Below are 15,869 nucleotides of genomic sequence, written 5' to 3' on the forward strand. Positions count from 1 at the left end.
TTTTTTTTACGCGAGTAGCGAGAAAAAATCTGGGAGAAAAGAAGGAGCCAAGCTTGCTTGAGCGAACTTCTTTTCAACCCAGATTTGGACGAGCACCGCGATAACCCGAGAAAGGAGTGATTCCAATGGCTGAAAGCAGAAAACGTCAGACATCCGTATTTATATTATTAATATTAGCTGCAGGAACCGTTTATAAAGTTCCATATCTGAAGGCTGTTTTCTATGACCAGCTGGTAGCAAGCCTTGATATTACCAATACACAGCTTGGAATTCTTTCTTCCTTCTATGCAGGCGTAAAGATGTTAATTTATATTCCGTGCGGAATCATAGCAGACCGGCTGGATACCAAGAAATGCCTTGTCTTTTCCTTATTGGGAGAGGGAATTTTAACCGGTGTCTATGCACTGCTTCCTTCCTTTGGAATCTTGGAACTGATACAGGCACTGTTAGCACTGGTAAATGTATTTTTCTGGACCTCATTTATTAAGAGTATCCGAATCCTGGGTAAAAATATGGCACAGGGTAAAATCTTCGGATTAAGTGAAGGCTTTCGCGGAATTACCGGTTCCATAGCAACATTCATTGCATTAAAATGCGTGTCCATGATGGCAGAGACCGCACACTCTATCAGAGGAGCACTGCTTTTCTATGGAGCGTTGTATCTGGTGACAGGAATTCTCATTTTGTTTCTATATCCAGATGATATGGAAGAAGATGCAGACCATCATCAGACCTGGGCAGATTATGTAGCAGTCTTTAAGAAACCGGCAATCTGGATGGTATCACTTTTGATATTTACCACATACAGCATGCAGGTAGCTTTTGAATATACCACAACTTATATGACACAGGTACTGGGAATCGCCGCAGTTACCGTTGGAACCATAGCAACCATCCGGGATAATATCTGTGGAGTAATCGGAGCACCGTTAGCAGGCGCTTATGCAGACCGGGTGAAATCTTCCACAAAAGTGATTTCCTGGTTAATCGTAGTAGAAATTGTTTTATCCATTGTACTTTTCTTAAGTCCTGAGACACCAAAGATTGCATATGCTGCAATGGGATTTGTACTGGTGTTCAGCGTGGTACTCCATGGAGTCCGCGGAGTATATTATTCAACAATGTCAGAAACCGGAATACCGGTTTCCATGACAGCAACTGCAACGGCAGTAGTGGCAGTGCTTGGTTATACACCGGATATGTTTATGTCACTCTGGTGCGGACATATTTTAGATGCTTACGGCTATGAAGCAGGATTCAAAAAAATATTTGCAATTATAGTTATTTTTGGAATCATTGCATGGGGCATCAGTCTTGTGATGCGCAGTTATCAGAAACGGCTTTTAGCAAAGCAGAAATAAAATAGCTTTTACGAGATTTCCTGCTTCCCGGGATTTGCAGGAGTCTCTGTAAATAGAAATAAAAAGTAAAGGAGATTTTCTTATGAGTGATGCAAAATCAAATAAGATGACAAAGTGGATTGGTTTTATTATCCTGACACTTGCAGCAGGTTTAATTTACCGTGTCCCATATTTAAAAACAGTATTTTATGACAACATGGTATCTGACTTCGGACTTACAAATACACAGATTGGTTTATTGATGACGGTGTATTCTTTGACAAAAACAATTCTTTATATTCCGGGGGGCATTCTGGCAGATAAATTTGACAACCGGAAAATGTTACTTGGTTCCACCGGCTTGCTGGCAATTTTAACATTCTGGTATGCAACTTCACCGGGGTTTGCCGTATTGAGAGTAATTTATTTCTTCCTGGCAATTTCTAACGTATTATTCTGGGTATCCTTTGTAAAGGCGGTCCGTTTGTTTGGCTCAGAGGATGAACAGGGTTCCGTATTCGGTTACAGCGAAGGAATCCGTGCAGTAGCAGGCTTAATTATTAACTTTGCGGCACTTGGTATTTTAGGTGTATACATTTCTTCCACCTGCCCGTTACGTTATGTCTTAATTTTCTATGGCATCGTATATGTGATTATGGGAGTGTTCATGTTCTTCCTGCTTCCACATGATGATAAGAAAGAAAATGTTGCAACTTCCTTTAAGGATTACATTAACGTATTGAAAGTACCAAGCGTATGGCTGGTAGCAATCCTGGTATTATGTGCATACAGCGTACAGGTTGCAGCAGAATATACCACAACATATCTTACAACCGTATTTGGCATGGGTGCGGTAGTAGCCGGAATCGTAGCAACCATTCGTTCTTATGGAATTGGAATTTTTTCCGCACCAATTATTGGAAAGGTTTCTGATAAAGTTGGTTCTTATACCAAGACATTAATCGGTTTATTTGTGATTGAAATTATCTTTGGTATTGCATTAATCGCAATTCCTGGAAAACCAAACTTCTTAATCCTTGCAATCGTAGTAGTGCTGGCTTTAGCAACTGTTTATTATGCAGTTCGCGGTGTATACTATGCAACCATGGGGGAAGCAGGCGTTCCGGTAGCAATGACAGGAACCGCAACCGGTATTATTTCCGTTATCGGATATCTGCCGGATTCCTATGAAAATACTATTTTAGGTAACTTCCTGGACAAGTATGCAGCAGTCGGTTTTAACTATGTATTCGGAACTATCGTAGTATTTGCATTACTTGGAATCTGCGTATGCTGCATCATCCGTTTCGTTGGAAAAAGAAAAAAAGCTCAGACTGAGAAATAGAGGAAATTGATATGAAAATAGCAATTACCTGCCACTATGCATCGCTTCCGGAGGATCATCCTACCTGGAAGCGGGCAATAGAAGCAGCAGAAGTAGTATTAAGTGAAAAAGTAAATTTAAGCAAAGAAGAACTTTTAGATTTTGTTTCCGATGCAGATGCATTGATTTCCGGAACAGATTTCATCAAAGAAGATGTGATTGCAGAACTTCCGGACTGCTTAAAGGTAATATCAAGACCTGCAGTTGGTTATGACAGAGTAGATATTAAGGCAGCAAGAGCCCGTGGCATTGATGTATGCAATGCACCGGGAACCAACAGCAACGCAGTAGCAGAATTGGCAATGGGGTTAATGCTGTGCTGCGCAAGGTCACTTCCATATCATTTCGCCAATACAAAACAGAAATTATGGAAGAATGACAGAAATGGAATGGAGCTTACCGGAAAGACACTGGGAATCTTAGGATTAGGTGCAATCGGAAAAGAACTGGCAAAGAAAGCTGCCGCATTTGGCATGAAAGTATTAGGCTATAGCCGCCATATTGATGAGTCATTCTGCAAAGAATATGGAATCATACCTGCTGACCGGGAGACGATTTTGCAGGAAAGTGATGTTATTTCCCTGCATATGCCACAGACTCCGCTGACGAAAGAAAGTATCAATAAAGAAGCATTTGTACAGATGAAAAAAGGAGTCATTTTAATTAACACATCACGAGGTTATCTTGTAAACCGTGCAGATTTAATAGATGCAATAAAGACAGAAATCGTAGCATCTTATGGAACAGATGTTATGCAGGAGGAACCGCCGGAGGCAGATGATCCGCTGTTTTCACTGGATGAGGTTGTGATAACACCGCATATGGGTGCATCCACAGAGGAAGCGCATATTAAAATGATGGATGTGGCAATGACGAATGCACTGGATATTCTGGAAGGAAAGCCTTGTAAGAACATTGTAAACTAAGGGAGGAAGAGAAACATGGAGCAGACATTAAGAGATGGTCTGAATGACCAGATTTTATCAATAGAGGTATCACTGATTCGTAAATTTGATGAGCAGACCAGTGATGTGCCGGATATTTTGAAATTAACATTAGGAGAGCCGGATTTTAATACACCGGAACATATCAAACAAGCAGCTATGAAAGGTATTGAAGAAAACTTTACCCATTATACCGCCAATGCCGGAATGCCGGATTTGCTAAAAGGCGTGGCAGCGTTTATGAAGACAAAATATCATTTAAATTATGACCCTGCCAGTGAAATTTTAACAACGGTTGGAGCAGAGGAAGGCGTAGCAGCATCTATTTTAACAGCACTGAATCCGGGAGACAAAGTAATTGTGCCATCCCCAATTTATACGGCGTATGTTCCACTGATTCGTCTGGCGCGGGCAGTACCGGTTACGGTAGATACCAGTGACACCGGAATGGTGCTGACACCGGAGCGGTTGGAAGAAGCCATTGAAGAAAATGGTGGAGATATCAAAGCAATTGTATTGAATTATCCGAGTAATCCTACAGGAGTTACTTATTTAAAAGAAGAGCTTGCAGCATTGGCTGAAGTTATCAAAAAGCATCATATGCTGGCTATCTGTGATGAGATTTACAGCGAATTAACCTATGGCGATGAACCGCATCATTCCATGGCAGAATTCGCAAAGGAGAATACCATTGTAATCAATGGATTGTCCAAGTCCCATGCCATGACCGGATGGCGTGTCGGTTTTATCTTGGCAAGTGCCGACATCATTAAAGAGATTCGTAAGACACATATGTATCTGGTATCCAGCACCAGCTCCATTTCCCAGAAAGCAGCATTAGAGGCTGTAACAGCGGGTATAGATGATGCACTGGAAATGAGAAAAGAATATCAGAAACGGAGAGATTTCCTATATGAAAAATTAAGCGCATTGGGATTTGAAATTGCAAGACCAAACGGAGCTTTTTATATCTTTGCAAAGATTCCGGCAGGACAGATTCAGGATAGTATGCAGTTCTGCGTGGACCTGGCAAAAAAAGCACATCTTTCCGTGATACCGGGCATTGCCTTTGGCAAAGAGGGCGAGGGCTATATCCGTATCAGTTATGCGGCAGCCATGGAAAAATTAGAGGAAGCCATGCGCCGGATGGAAAGCTATATTCTTGGAAAATAATCTTTTATATAGAAAACATATTTATATCATTACTCTTAAAAGAGGGCAGGTACTGATTGTATCTGCTCTCTTTTTTAAAAAATGTTGCAACATAGGCAGATAGAAAGTATAATTAAAATTGGTTGTATTTACAGTAGAAAAGAGGATTCCCTATGTCAGAAAATGAAAAAGAGGAATTTGCATTTATCAAAGAGAAAATCAAGAACAAGCCGTTAAATAAGAGACGTATTATTTTAAAAACGGCATTTACGGTTGTGCTTGCGGTTGTCTTTGGACTTGTATCCTGTTTTGTATTTACATGGATGCGCCCGGTGATGGAAGAGTGGCTGAATAAGCCGGAGGATACCAGGGTGAGCATCCCGAAAGATGAAGAGGTACAGCCGGATACGGAAGAAGAGACAAATTCCACGGAGACAGGTGTAGACGAGCCGGATGTAGAAGAAGGCTTAAAAGAGCTTACACCGGAGGAATATCAGAAATTACAGAGTAAGCTTTATGCGATTGGAAGCGAAGCAAATAAGTCCATTGTTACGGTGACAGGTGTGACCAGTGATGTGGACTGGTTTAACACGCCTTATGAGAGACAGGGACAGGCAAGTGGAGTCATTATTGCGGATACCGGTCAGGAGCTTCTGATTATGACAGAGCGCAAGGTCATAAGCGGAGCAAAATCCATTCATGTGACCTTCCTTGATGACAGCACCGTAGAAGCGGAGCTTAAAAACTATGACGGAAATACCGGAATTGCGATTTTAAATGTAAAACGTTCCGACATCGAAGAAAGCACTCTGGGCAGAATTAAAGTGGCAGTGCTTGGAAATTCACTTCAGACCACACAGGGCAGCGTTGTGCTGGCACTGGGCAGTCCGCTGGGAACGAATTTCTCCATATTGACAGGAAATATTACATCGACTTCTAACAGCATTTCCACCTTTGATGCAAACTACAATGTACTGACAACAGATATTGTGGGCAGTAGTCAGGGAAGTGGTGTACTGGTCAATCTCTCTGGTGAAGTGGTTGGAATTGTTATGCAGGATTACAGCAGCGGCGATGAGAATACGCTGACCGCAATTTCCGTTTCCCAGTTGAAAGACATTATCGAGAAGCTTTCCAATGGACAGGATATTCCGTATCTTGGACTGAAACTGACTTCTGTAACATCTGACATTGAAAAGGAATATGACATACCAAAGGGCGTATATATTAAATCAGTGGGAATTGATTCCCCGGCGATGGCGGCAGGCTTGCAAAGCGGTGATGTCATCGTAAAGATTGCCGGAGAAAATGTAGAGACAGCGCAGGCATATAAGAATGTGTTATCCGGGCAGACTCCGGGAGATGTTGTAAAGATTACCATAAAACGCCAGGGGGCAGCAGGCTATGTAGAAATCGAATGTTCTGCAACCGTTGGTGTACTAAAATAGAAAGAGGAAAATTATGCATTATATTGAAACATTACGCGAAGGCGAAAGAGTAAATGAAATCTATCTTTGTAAAAATAAGCAGTCAGCGCTGACGAAGGCAGGTAAGCCTTATGAAGCATTGATTTTACAGGATAAAACAGGCACACTGGATGCAAAAATCTGGGAGCCGGGCTCTGTGGGAATTGATGATTTTGACCGCTTTGATTATATCAATGTAGTGGGAGATATCACAAGTTTTCAGGGCGCATTACAGTTAAATGTAAAGAGGGTCCGGAAAGCAACCGAGGGAGAGTATGAACCAAAGGAATATCTTCCGGTCAGTGAATATAATGTAGATGAAATGTATGAGCAGTTACTTGGATATATTAAGCAGATGGAGAATCCATATCTTAAGAAACTGGCAGGCAGTTTCTTTATCGAGGATGCAGATTTTGCAAAACGTTTTAAATTCCATTCTGCAGCAAAAAGCGTACATCACGGTTTTGTGGGCGGACTTTTAGAGCATACTTTAAGCGTAACGAAGCTTTCTGCTTATTTTGCTGACAACTATAAGATTCTCAATAAAGATTTACTGGTTTGTGCCGCCATGTTTCACGATATCGGAAAGTTAGAAGAGCTTTCTACTTTCCCGGAAAATGATTACACCGATGAGGGACAGCTTTTAGGACATATCATGATTGGAGCCATGGAAATTGCAGAGCGCATCAAGACCATCGATGGTTTCCCGGTGAAACTGGCACATGAGATGGAACACTGTATTCTGGCACATCATGGAGAGTTAGAGTATGGTTCTCCGAAGAAGCCGGCATTACCGGAAGCTGTAGCATTAAGCTATGCAGATAATATTGATGCAAAAATGGAGACCATGCGTGAGCTTTTGGCAAACGTACCGGAAGGAGATACTCAGTGGCAGGGATTCAACCGTCTGTTTGAATCGAACATCCGCAGATCGAGTATATAAGAAATATGAAAAAAGATGACATTGTTACACTGACCATTGACGATATCGGAACTAACGGCGAAGGTATCGGAAGAACGGAAGGCATCACACTTTTTATCAAGGATGCTCTGCCGGGAGACATGGTTCGTGCCAAAATCATGAAGATGAAAAAAACTTATGGCTATGCCCGCCTGATGGAAATTCTTAAGGAATCCACCATGCGGACAACCCCGCCATGCCCGGAGCATAAGCGGTGTGGTGGCTGCCAGATTCAGGCACTTTCTTATGGGAGCCAGCTTAAGTTTAAGGAAAATAAAGTACGCAACAACTTAAAACATATCGGCGGATTTGAAAATCCAAAGGTCTTACCAACACTTGGCATGCAGGAGCCTTACCGCTACCGGAACAAAGCACAGTTTCCGGTGGGTTATGATAAAGAAGGCAACCTGGTGGCAGGCTTTTTTGCGTCCAGAACCCACAACATTATTCCGGTGCAGGACTGCCTTTTGGGAAAGGAAGGCAACGGAAGAATCCTGTCCCTTATTTTAGACACCATGAAATCCTATGGCGTCAGTGCCTATGATGAGAAAACCGGAAAAGGCTGCGTCCGCCACATCTTAATCCGTTATGGCGAGAAAACCGGAGAGTGGATGGTTTGCTTTGTCATCAACGGAAAGAAGCTGCCGCATGCAGAAAGTTTTATCGAAGTATTAAAGGATTTGCCGGGGATGACAAGTATTACTGTAAATATCAATGAAACCCGGGGCAACGTGATTTTAGGGGAAGAGACTTATACCCTCTATGGACAGGGTTATATTACAGATTATATCGGAACAATTTCATTTCAGATTTCCCCACAGTCTTTTTATCAGGTAAATCCGGTGCAGACAGAGGTGCTTTATAATAAAGCTTTGGAATATGCCAAGCTCACCGGCGAAGAAACGGTCTGGGATTTATATTGCGGTATCGGAACCATTTCCTTATTTCTGGCACAGAAAGCGAAGAAGGTTTATGGTGTGGAAATTGTACCGCAGGCAATCGCAGATGCCAAAGAGAATGCCCTTCGAAATCACATTTCCAATGCAGAATTTTTCGTTGGAAAAGCAGAGGAAGTCTATCCGGCATACTGTGCCGCCCATAGCGAGGAAGCCCGTGCAGAAGTTATCGTAGTGGACCCGCCACGCAAAGGCTGCGAGGAATCCCTCCTTGCCATGATGTGTGAGATGGCACCACAGCGTATCGTCTATGTAAGCTGTGATTCCGCAACCCTGGCCCGGGATTTGAAATATCTTTGCAGCCATGGATATGACCTTGTGGAGGTGCAGCCGGTAGACCAGTTCGGCCATACGGTACATGTGGAGACGGTAGTTCTTTTGTCCCACAAAAAAGCCGACAGTTATATCCACATTGATGTGGAGTTTGGAGAGGGCGAGGGCAAGATTCCGGTAGATAGTATTGCTAAAAGAGCCGAAGCGTACAAGCCCAAAGAAAAAGTGACCTACAAAATGATTAAGGAGTACATAGAAGCGAAATACGGCTTCAAGGTACATACCGCATATATCGCAGAGGTAAAGCGAAATTTGGGATTGCCGATGTATGATGCTCCCAATGCGGTAGAAGAATTGAAACAGCCGAGGAAACATCCGACACCAGAAAAGGTAGAAGCAATCAAAGATGCACTTCGTTATTTTGCAGTGATATAAAACTTTACTTACAATCGAATATTTCTTACATAGCCGTTTATTCATTTATTTGAGTAAGCGGCTTTTTTCATCCCTATTTTTCGGAATAGGGATATTTTTTGTAGAAGGAGGAGGTTTATTTGAACACACAGATCATCGCCATTGCCAACCAGAAAGGCGGCGTTGGCAAGACAACGACCTGTGCCAACTTGGGAATCGGGCTGGCGCAGGCCGGAAAGAAAGTCCTTCTGATCGACGGAGACCCACAAGGGAGCCTGACAATCAGCCTGGGAAATCCGCAACCGGACAAGCTGCCCTTTACTTTGTCCGACGCTATGGGTCGAATCTTGATGGATGAGCCGCTCCGTCCCGGCGAGGGTATCCTGCACCACTCAGAGGGCGTAGACCTGATGCCTGCGGACATCCAGTTATCCGGTATGGAGGTATCTCTGGTAAACGCCATGAGTCGTGAGACTATCTTGCGGCAATATCTGGACACGCTGAAGGGGCAATACTCCCATATCCTCATCGACTGCCAGCCCTCCCTGGGTATGCTCACAGTCAACGCACTGGCGGCTGCGAACAGGATCATAATTCCCGTTCAGGCAGAGTATCTGCCCGCCAAAGGACTGGAACAGCTGCTCTCCACGGTAAACAAGGTAAAGAGGCAAATCAACCCCAAGCTCCAGATTGACGGTATCCTGCTGACGATGGTGGACAGCCGAACCAACTTTGCCAAAGAGATTTCCGCGCTCCTGCGGGAAACCTATGGCAGCAAGATCAAAGTATTCGGCACAGAGATCCCCCATTCTGTCCGGGCAAAGGAAATCAGTGCAGAGGGAAAAAGTATTTTCGCCTATGACCCTGGCGGCAAAGTGGCAGAGGGGTATCGAAATCTGACGAAGGAGGTGTTGAAACTTGAAAAGCAGCGCGAAAAAAATAGAGCTGGCCTCGGTAGATGATCTGTTCTCCACCGAAGAAGTCCGTCAGGATGCAAAGCTGGAAAAGATTCAGGAGATTCCGCTGTCTGAACTGCATCCCTTTAAGAACCACCCATTCAAAGTCAAGGATGACGAAGCCATGATGGAGACCGCTGACAGTATCAAGCAGTATGGCGTTCTGGTTCCGGCGATTGCCCGACCAGACCCGGAGGGCGGTTATGAGCTGGTAGCCGGACACAGGCGGCACAGGGCCAGTGAGCTGGCAGACAAGGAGACTATGCCGGTCATTGTTCGGGATTTGGATGATGATGCCGCCACGATCATTATGGTTGACAGCAACTTGCAGCGAGAAAGCTTGCTCCCCAGTGAAAGAGCATTTGCCTACAAGATGAAGCTGGACGCCATGAAAAGACAGGCTGGCAGACCGAGTAAAGAAAATGTGTCCCAAGTTGGGACACAAAAGCGATCAGACCAGTTGCTGGCTGAACAGGTGGGGCAAAGTCGAAATCAAATTCAGCGCTATATCCGTCTGACAGAGTTGATTCCTGAATTGATGGATATGGTGGATGAAAAGAAGATTGCCCTGAACCCTGCCTATGAGCTGTCCTTTCTCAAAAAGGAAGAACAGGTAGACCTGCTGGACGCGATGGACAGCGAACAGGCTACCCCTTCTCTTTCTCAAGCCCAGCGGCTCAAGAAATACAGTCAGGAGGGGCATCTGACCCTCGATATGATGCGTGTCATCATGGGTGAGGAAAAGAAAAGCGATCTGGACCGAGTGACATTTACCTCTGACACCTTGCGGAAGTATTTCCCTAAAAGCTATACGCCCCAGCGGATGCAGGAAACTATTATCAAGCTGCTGGAACAGTGGCAGAAAAAACGCCAGAGAGATCAGGAACGATGAAAGGAGCCGCCTATGAGGGATATTTCAGCCCGCGAGCTGAAAGGACACAACATTCTTGCCGTGGAGCGTTTTCAGGATAACACCCGCTGGATGATTGAGTTTTCCGTCCTGCGTCCCAGCACAGCTTACGGTAGCCCTGGAGAGGAAATACGACTGTTTTTGACTGAGGACAGGTATCAGGCCGCCCTGCAAAGCCAGCAGCGTCGGGAGATCAAGATCAAGCGTTACGCTCGTGTGATTGAGGGACATATCCTCGATTTCAAACCGGGAAAACGCCGCCGCTCATAAACCCATACAACGAAAGGAAAGGAATGACTATGTGTACGGTAAAGGAAATTCAAGAAGCAATCCGGGAAGATTGCAAATCTCAGCATGACATGGATACAACGGATATTGACCGCGTGATGCAAACACTTCCTTTCGCCCAGGAGGAGCCATTTACAGAGGCGCGTCTTCAAAAGCCGCTGTTTTGGTTTTATGCAAGAAAATTTGAAAAGTGTTGAACACCGCAATTCTTTGGAATGAGGATTGCGGTTTTTTGTACCCAAAATTCGGAAGGAGTGAGGTCGATGGCCGTTTTTCGCATTGAACGGACCCGTGATTATACCGTGATGAGCAATCATCATTTACGAAATGCAAATCTGTCGTTAAAAGCCAAGGGGCTGCTTTCCATGATGCTGTCTTTGCCAGAGGACTGGAATTACACCACCCGTGGTCTTGCAAAGATTTGTAAGGAGGGCGTGGATGCCATAGGCGCTGCGTTGCGGGAATTGGAGGCTGCCGGTTACATTGTGCGGCACAAACTGCGTGACCGCCAGGGACGCATCAGTGATACGGAGTATGTCATATATGAGCAGCCACAGCCGAAGAACCCGGATACGCCCCAGCCGGATATGGCTTCACCAGATACGGAAAACCCGGATATGGTAAAACCGGATACGGAAAAGCCCGCAGAATTAAATATAGAGAAATCAAATACAGAAAAAACAATTACTTATGGATCAAGTACCGATTCTATTCCCTTCCGGGAGGCAGCGGCAGCACAGCTGCCGGAACGGAAAGGAAGGGATGCGATGTCTGTCTCAGAGATGGAAAGTTATCGGGATTTGATTCTGGAGAACATCGAGTATGACCACCTGTGCCGGGAGTTTACCACCTACCGGGAGGACCTGGACGAGATTGTGGAGCTGATGGTGGAGACCGTCTGCGCCAAGCGGAAAACCACCCGGATCGCTGGCAGCGACTTCCCCCATGAGGTGGTCCGCTCCCGTTTTTTGAAGCTGGATTGCTCCCACATCGAGTTTGTCATGGAATGCCTGCGGAACAATACCACCGAAATCCGCAACATGAAGCAGTATCTGCTTGCGGTGCTGTTTAATGCGCCGACCACGATCAGCAACCACTACACCGCACAAGTTAACCACGATATGTACGCAGGCGGCTGGTAAACAGCCGCTTTTCTGCTGCCCGAAAACACCGGGAGAAAGGATTTTGCCATGAAACGACCTCTTGCCTACATTACGGCTCCCTGGAGCAACAGCCAGTATGAGAACGCCGAGAACGCTGCGGCCTACTGCCGTCAGGTGTACGATGCCGGGTATTCGCCCATCTGCCCGGTGCTGTTCCTGCCTACCTTCCTCAAAGACGAGATTCCCCAGGAGCACAAGGACGGGCTGGATATGGCGCGGGACTACCTGCGCCGGTCCCATGTGCTGGTGGTCTGTGGCCACGGCATCGACGAGACCGTGAAGAATGACATTGCCACCGCCGAGCGCCTGCGGATCACCGCCACCACCCTGGACGGTATCCTGGCCGTGAAGGGCCAGGGACGCGGGAAAGGAGGTGCACGCCATGTCTGAGCGTAAGACCGTGGGCCAGCTGATGGAGGAAATGCGCCTCAAAGCCGGGGCGCAGAACTACCACGGCCATGAGTACATGGATTTGGAGCGGTTTGCCGAGGACACCCGGCACATGATTATCTTCGATGTGCTGACCGACGATTCCCCGGTGGGCTGGAAAGGTGAACGGACCCGCCTGTTTCTGACGGAGGCCGGATACCAGAAAAGCCTGGAGAACCAGGAAAAGGGCCACATCAAGATTCTCAGCCATGCCAAAGTGCGCCAGGGCCATCTGTACTATGACCGCTCCGACCAGCTGCGCTGAAAGGAGCCTGCCATGCTGAAATACCTGCTGCGGCGGCTGGTGGTCCCGCCTTAGTATCAAGTGCCACCCCTGCAAAATCCGTGGAAAGGAGGCGATGACCTATGCAGGAGGAAGTGGAAAACAGGACTTTGACGCTGGTAGTCAGCGGAACAAAGTTTACCGGGCGGTTGATGAAAGCCGCCATCACCAAGTACCTTGCCCACCGCAAGGAAAAGAAGCTGCAAAAGCAGAAAAGCCGGGATACCCCCGTGATTCCCCACGGCAAGCAGACGGTGAAACAGCTGATCGGCCAGAATCAGGGCGTTTCCAACATCGAGATCACCGACCCCTCCATCAAGGAGTTTGAGAAGATCGCGCGGAAATACGGCGTGGACTATGCGGTGAAGAAGGACCGCAGCAGCTCCCCACCCAAGTACCTGATCTTTTTCAAGGGTCGGGACGCGGATGCCCTGACCGCTGCTTTTACCGAGTACACCGGGAAAAAGGTCAGGAAGGCGGAGAAATCCGAGCGCCCGTCCGTGCTGGCAAAGCTGAGCCAGTTCAAAGAACTGGTAAAACACGCCGTCGTGGACCGGAACAAGCGGAAGGAGCTGGAACGATGAAAAAGCAGCTGAACATCAAAAAGCTCATTTTGCTGAATCTGCCGTATATCCTGATGGGGCTTTTCTCCACCAACTTCGGTGAAGCGTGGCGGATGGCCGTGGGTGCGGACGCTTCGGCAAAAATGCTCTCGTTCTTCTCCACGCTGCCGGTGGCGCTGGCCAGCTGGTGGCCCAGCCTGCACCCGCTGGACCTGCTGGTGGGCCTGTGCTGCGGCGGCGGCCTGCGGCTGGCTGTGTACCTGAAAAGCAAGAACGCCAAGAAGTACAGGCACGGCATGGAATACGGTTCCGCCCGTTGGGGAACCCATGAGGACATTGCACCCTACATCGACCCGGTATTCCAGAACAATGTGATTCTGACGAAAACGGAGAGCCTGACAATGAACAGCCGCCCCAAGGACCCAAAGACCGCCAGAAACAAAAATGTGCTGGTGATTGGCGGCTCCGGTTCCGGTAAGACCCGCTTCTGGCTCAAACCGAATCTGATGCAGATGCACAGTTCCTATGTGGTCACAGACCCGAAGGGAACCATTTTGGTGGAGTGCGGAAAAATGCTCCAAAGGGGCGCACCCAAGCTGGGGAAAGACGGAAAGCCTATGAAGGATAAGCACGGCAAGGTCATTTATGAGCCGTACCGAATCAAGGTCCTAAATACCATCAACTTCAAGAAGTCCATGCACTATAACCCTTTCGCCTATATCCATAGCGAAAAGGACATCTTGAAGCTGGTAACAACGCTGATCGCCAATACCAAAGGCGAAGGCAAGGCCGGAGACGATTTCTGGGTAAAAGCAGAAACCTTGTTATACTGCGCGCTTATTGGCTATATCCATTATGAGGCTCCGGTGGAGGAACAAAACTTCTCCACCCTCATTGAGTTCATCAACGCTATGGAAGTCCGTGAGGATGACGAGGAGTTCAAAAACCCCGTGGATCTGATGTTTGATGCACTGGAAACCGAGAAGCCAAACCACTTTGCGGTGCGCCAGTATAAGAAATATAAGCTGGCCGCCGGAAAAACAGCCAAGTCGATTTTGATTTCCTGCGGCGCTCGCCTTGCTGTGTTCGACATTGCAGAGTTGCGTGAGGTCACGGCTTATGACGAGCTGGAGCTGGATACTTTGGGAGACAGGAAAACTGCCCTGTTTCTCATTATGAGTGATACAGATGACAGCTTTAACTTCCTGATCTCCATGTGTTATACCCAGCTTTTCAATCTGCTCTGCGAAAAAGCCGACGATGTGTATGGCGGCAGGCTCCCAGTCCATGTGCGCTGTCTCATTGACGAGTGTGCCAATATCGGGCAGATTCCGAAGCTGGAAAAGTTGGTGGCCACTATCCGAAGCCGTGAGATTTCTGCCTGTCTGGTGTTGCAGGCGCAGAGTCAGCTCAAGGCGATCTATAAGGATAACGCAGATACCATTATCGGAAACATGGATACTTCCATCTTCCTGGGCGGTAAAGAGCCGACTACCATCAAAGAGCTGGCTGCCGTGCTGGGCAAGGAAACCATCGACACCTACAACACCGGAGAGAGCCGTGGCCGGGAAACTTCCCACTCTCTCAACTATCAAAAATTGGGGAAAGAGCTGATGAGCCAGGATGAGCTTGCTGTTATGGATGGAGGCAAGTGTATCCTCCAGCTGCGCGGTGTGCGTCCTTTCCTTTCGGATAAGTACGACATCACCAAGCACCCCAATTTCAAGTACACTGCCGACGCGGATGATAAGAACGCTTTTGACATTGAAGCATTCTTGTCTGCAAGGCTGAAACTCAAGCCCAATGAGGTCTGCGATGTATATGAAGTAGACACAAAGGGCGCTTAATTTCGTTCCGCTTTAGAAGGGAGTGATCTTATCTATTCGCCGCACCTGCCCTCTATGGGCCATTGGCGTACAAAGCGGACAATCGCGAGAAAAAATAATGAAAAAGGAGGACAGCCGGAATCATGCCCCCGGAAACCGGGCGGCAGATTGTTCCGGCTTTTGTATGCCTATGAAACATGACAAACCTATTTTTTAATCAGATTCCGGCTAACAAACTATATGGCATTTTTTGAACAGGCAATCACCGTTCTTCAGACCCTCGTTATCGCGCTCGGTGCCGGTCTCGGTATCTGGGGCGTTATCAACCTGCTGGAAGGTTACGGCAACGACAACCCCGGCGCCAAGAGCCAGGGCATGAAGCAGTTCATGGCTAATTAGTTGGAACAAAAAACGAAAGGAAGAGCACAATCCAGACGGTATCAGCGGCAGGCTACAAGAATAAATTGTGATTTCACAAGATTGGTGCTATAATAAGAGAAAAGTTCCTGCCGGGGCAGCCGCCCCGGTGGTATGGATAGAAAGGCAGGAAAACAATATGCA

At 46.8% G+C, this 15,869-nt stretch carries 17 protein-coding genes and 1 pseudogene; all 18 read left to right on the top strand.

The window, feature by feature from the left end:
• The first annotated feature begins 125 nt into the window (after window positions 1-125).
• The gene (locus tag DW059_RS07580) at window positions 126-1,361 is read left to right on the top strand and encodes an MFS transporter (RefSeq protein ID WP_117698360.1); all 1,236 of its coding nucleotides are present in this window, start codon (window positions 126-128) and stop codon (window positions 1,359-1,361) included.
• 82 nt (window positions 1,362-1,443) lie between these two features.
• Entirely contained in the window at window positions 1,444-2,685 is a 1,242-nt protein-coding gene (locus DW059_RS07585) for an MFS transporter (protein ID WP_117698361.1), read from the top strand.
• An 11-nt stretch (window positions 2,686-2,696) separates the two neighbouring features.
• Complete coding sequence (locus DW059_RS07590; RefSeq protein ID WP_117698362.1) at window positions 2,697-3,650, top strand: phosphoglycerate dehydrogenase; 954 nt, start codon at window positions 2,697-2,699, stop codon at window positions 3,648-3,650.
• A 15-nt stretch (window positions 3,651-3,665) separates the two neighbouring features.
• Window positions 3,666-4,841 (top strand): pyridoxal phosphate-dependent aminotransferase, encoded by a 1,176-nt coding sequence (locus DW059_RS07595; RefSeq protein WP_117698363.1) that lies wholly within the window; start codon window positions 3,666-3,668, stop codon window positions 4,839-4,841.
• A gap of 152 nt (window positions 4,842-4,993) precedes the next feature.
• On the top strand, window positions 4,994-6,268 hold the full coding sequence (locus DW059_RS07600) for a S1C family serine protease (RefSeq protein ID WP_117698364.1): 1,275 nt from the start codon (window positions 4,994-4,996) through the stop codon (window positions 6,266-6,268).
• A gap of 13 nt (window positions 6,269-6,281) precedes the next feature.
• The gene (locus DW059_RS07605) at window positions 6,282-7,229 is read left to right on the top strand and encodes a 3'-5' exoribonuclease YhaM family protein (RefSeq protein WP_022242746.1); all 948 of its coding nucleotides are present in this window, start codon (window positions 6,282-6,284) and stop codon (window positions 7,227-7,229) included.
• A 5-nt stretch (window positions 7,230-7,234) separates the two neighbouring features.
• On the top strand, window positions 7,235-8,911 hold the full coding sequence (gene rlmD, locus DW059_RS07610) for a 23S rRNA (uracil(1939)-C(5))-methyltransferase RlmD (protein ID WP_117698365.1): 1,677 nt from the start codon (window positions 7,235-7,237) through the stop codon (window positions 8,909-8,911).
• 119 nt (window positions 8,912-9,030) lie between these two features.
• Window positions 9,031-9,852 carry a ParA family protein gene (locus DW059_RS07615; RefSeq protein ID WP_117698366.1) on the top strand — a complete coding sequence of 274 codons (822 nt, stop codon included), beginning with the start codon at window positions 9,031-9,033 and terminating at the stop codon, window positions 9,850-9,852.
• Complete coding sequence (locus tag DW059_RS07620) at window positions 9,809-10,738, top strand: ParB/RepB/Spo0J family partition protein (RefSeq protein WP_117698367.1); 930 nt, start codon at window positions 9,809-9,811, stop codon at window positions 10,736-10,738. Before DW059_RS07615 ends, DW059_RS07620 begins: the two co-directional genes overlap by 44 nt.
• Window positions 10,739-10,750: 12 nt before the next feature.
• Window positions 10,751-11,026, top strand: coding sequence for a DUF5720 family protein (locus DW059_RS07625; protein ID WP_117698368.1), 276 nt, complete (start codon window positions 10,751-10,753; stop codon window positions 11,024-11,026).
• Between the two features lie 23 nt (window positions 11,027-11,049).
• Entirely contained in the window at window positions 11,050-11,241 is a 192-nt protein-coding gene (locus DW059_RS07630) for a hypothetical protein (protein ID WP_431833139.1), read from the top strand.
• A 66-nt stretch (window positions 11,242-11,307) separates the two neighbouring features.
• Window positions 11,308-12,186: a DUF6017 domain-containing protein gene (locus DW059_RS07635; protein ID WP_117453427.1), complete on the top strand. Its 879-nt coding sequence runs from the start codon at window positions 11,308-11,310 to the stop codon at window positions 12,184-12,186.
• Window positions 12,187-12,234: 48 nt separating this feature from the next.
• Window positions 12,235-12,597 carry a DUF7768 domain-containing protein gene (locus DW059_RS07640; RefSeq protein ID WP_117470655.1) on the top strand — a complete coding sequence of 121 codons (363 nt, stop codon included), beginning with the start codon at window positions 12,235-12,237 and terminating at the stop codon, window positions 12,595-12,597.
• Complete coding sequence (locus DW059_RS07645; protein ID WP_117698369.1) at window positions 12,590-12,901, top strand: DUF5720 family protein; 312 nt, start codon at window positions 12,590-12,592, stop codon at window positions 12,899-12,901. The genes DW059_RS07640 and DW059_RS07645 overlap by 8 nt, the downstream gene beginning before the upstream one ends.
• Window positions 12,902-13,002: 101 nt before the next feature.
• Entirely contained in the window at window positions 13,003-13,503 is a 501-nt protein-coding gene (locus DW059_RS07650; protein WP_015518807.1) for a PcfB family protein, read from the top strand.
• Complete coding sequence (locus DW059_RS07655; RefSeq protein ID WP_117698370.1) at window positions 13,500-15,329, top strand: VirD4-like conjugal transfer protein, CD1115 family; 1,830 nt, start codon at window positions 13,500-13,502, stop codon at window positions 15,327-15,329. The genes DW059_RS07650 and DW059_RS07655 overlap by 4 nt, the downstream gene beginning before the upstream one ends.
• A 219-nt stretch (window positions 15,330-15,548) precedes the next feature.
• Window positions 15,549-15,707 (top strand): Maff2 family mobile element protein, encoded by a 159-nt coding sequence (locus DW059_RS07660; protein ID WP_004798086.1) that lies wholly within the window; start codon window positions 15,549-15,551, stop codon window positions 15,705-15,707.
• A 67-nt stretch (window positions 15,708-15,774) separates the two neighbouring features.
• Window positions 15,775-15,869, top strand: a pseudogene (locus DW059_RS17595) (helix-turn-helix domain-containing protein); the annotation flags it as partial.

It is taken from the genome of Roseburia sp. AF42-8 (assembly GCF_003435965.1).
Classification (GTDB): Bacteria; Bacillota; Clostridia; order Lachnospirales; family Lachnospiraceae; genus Roseburia_C; species Roseburia_C amylophila.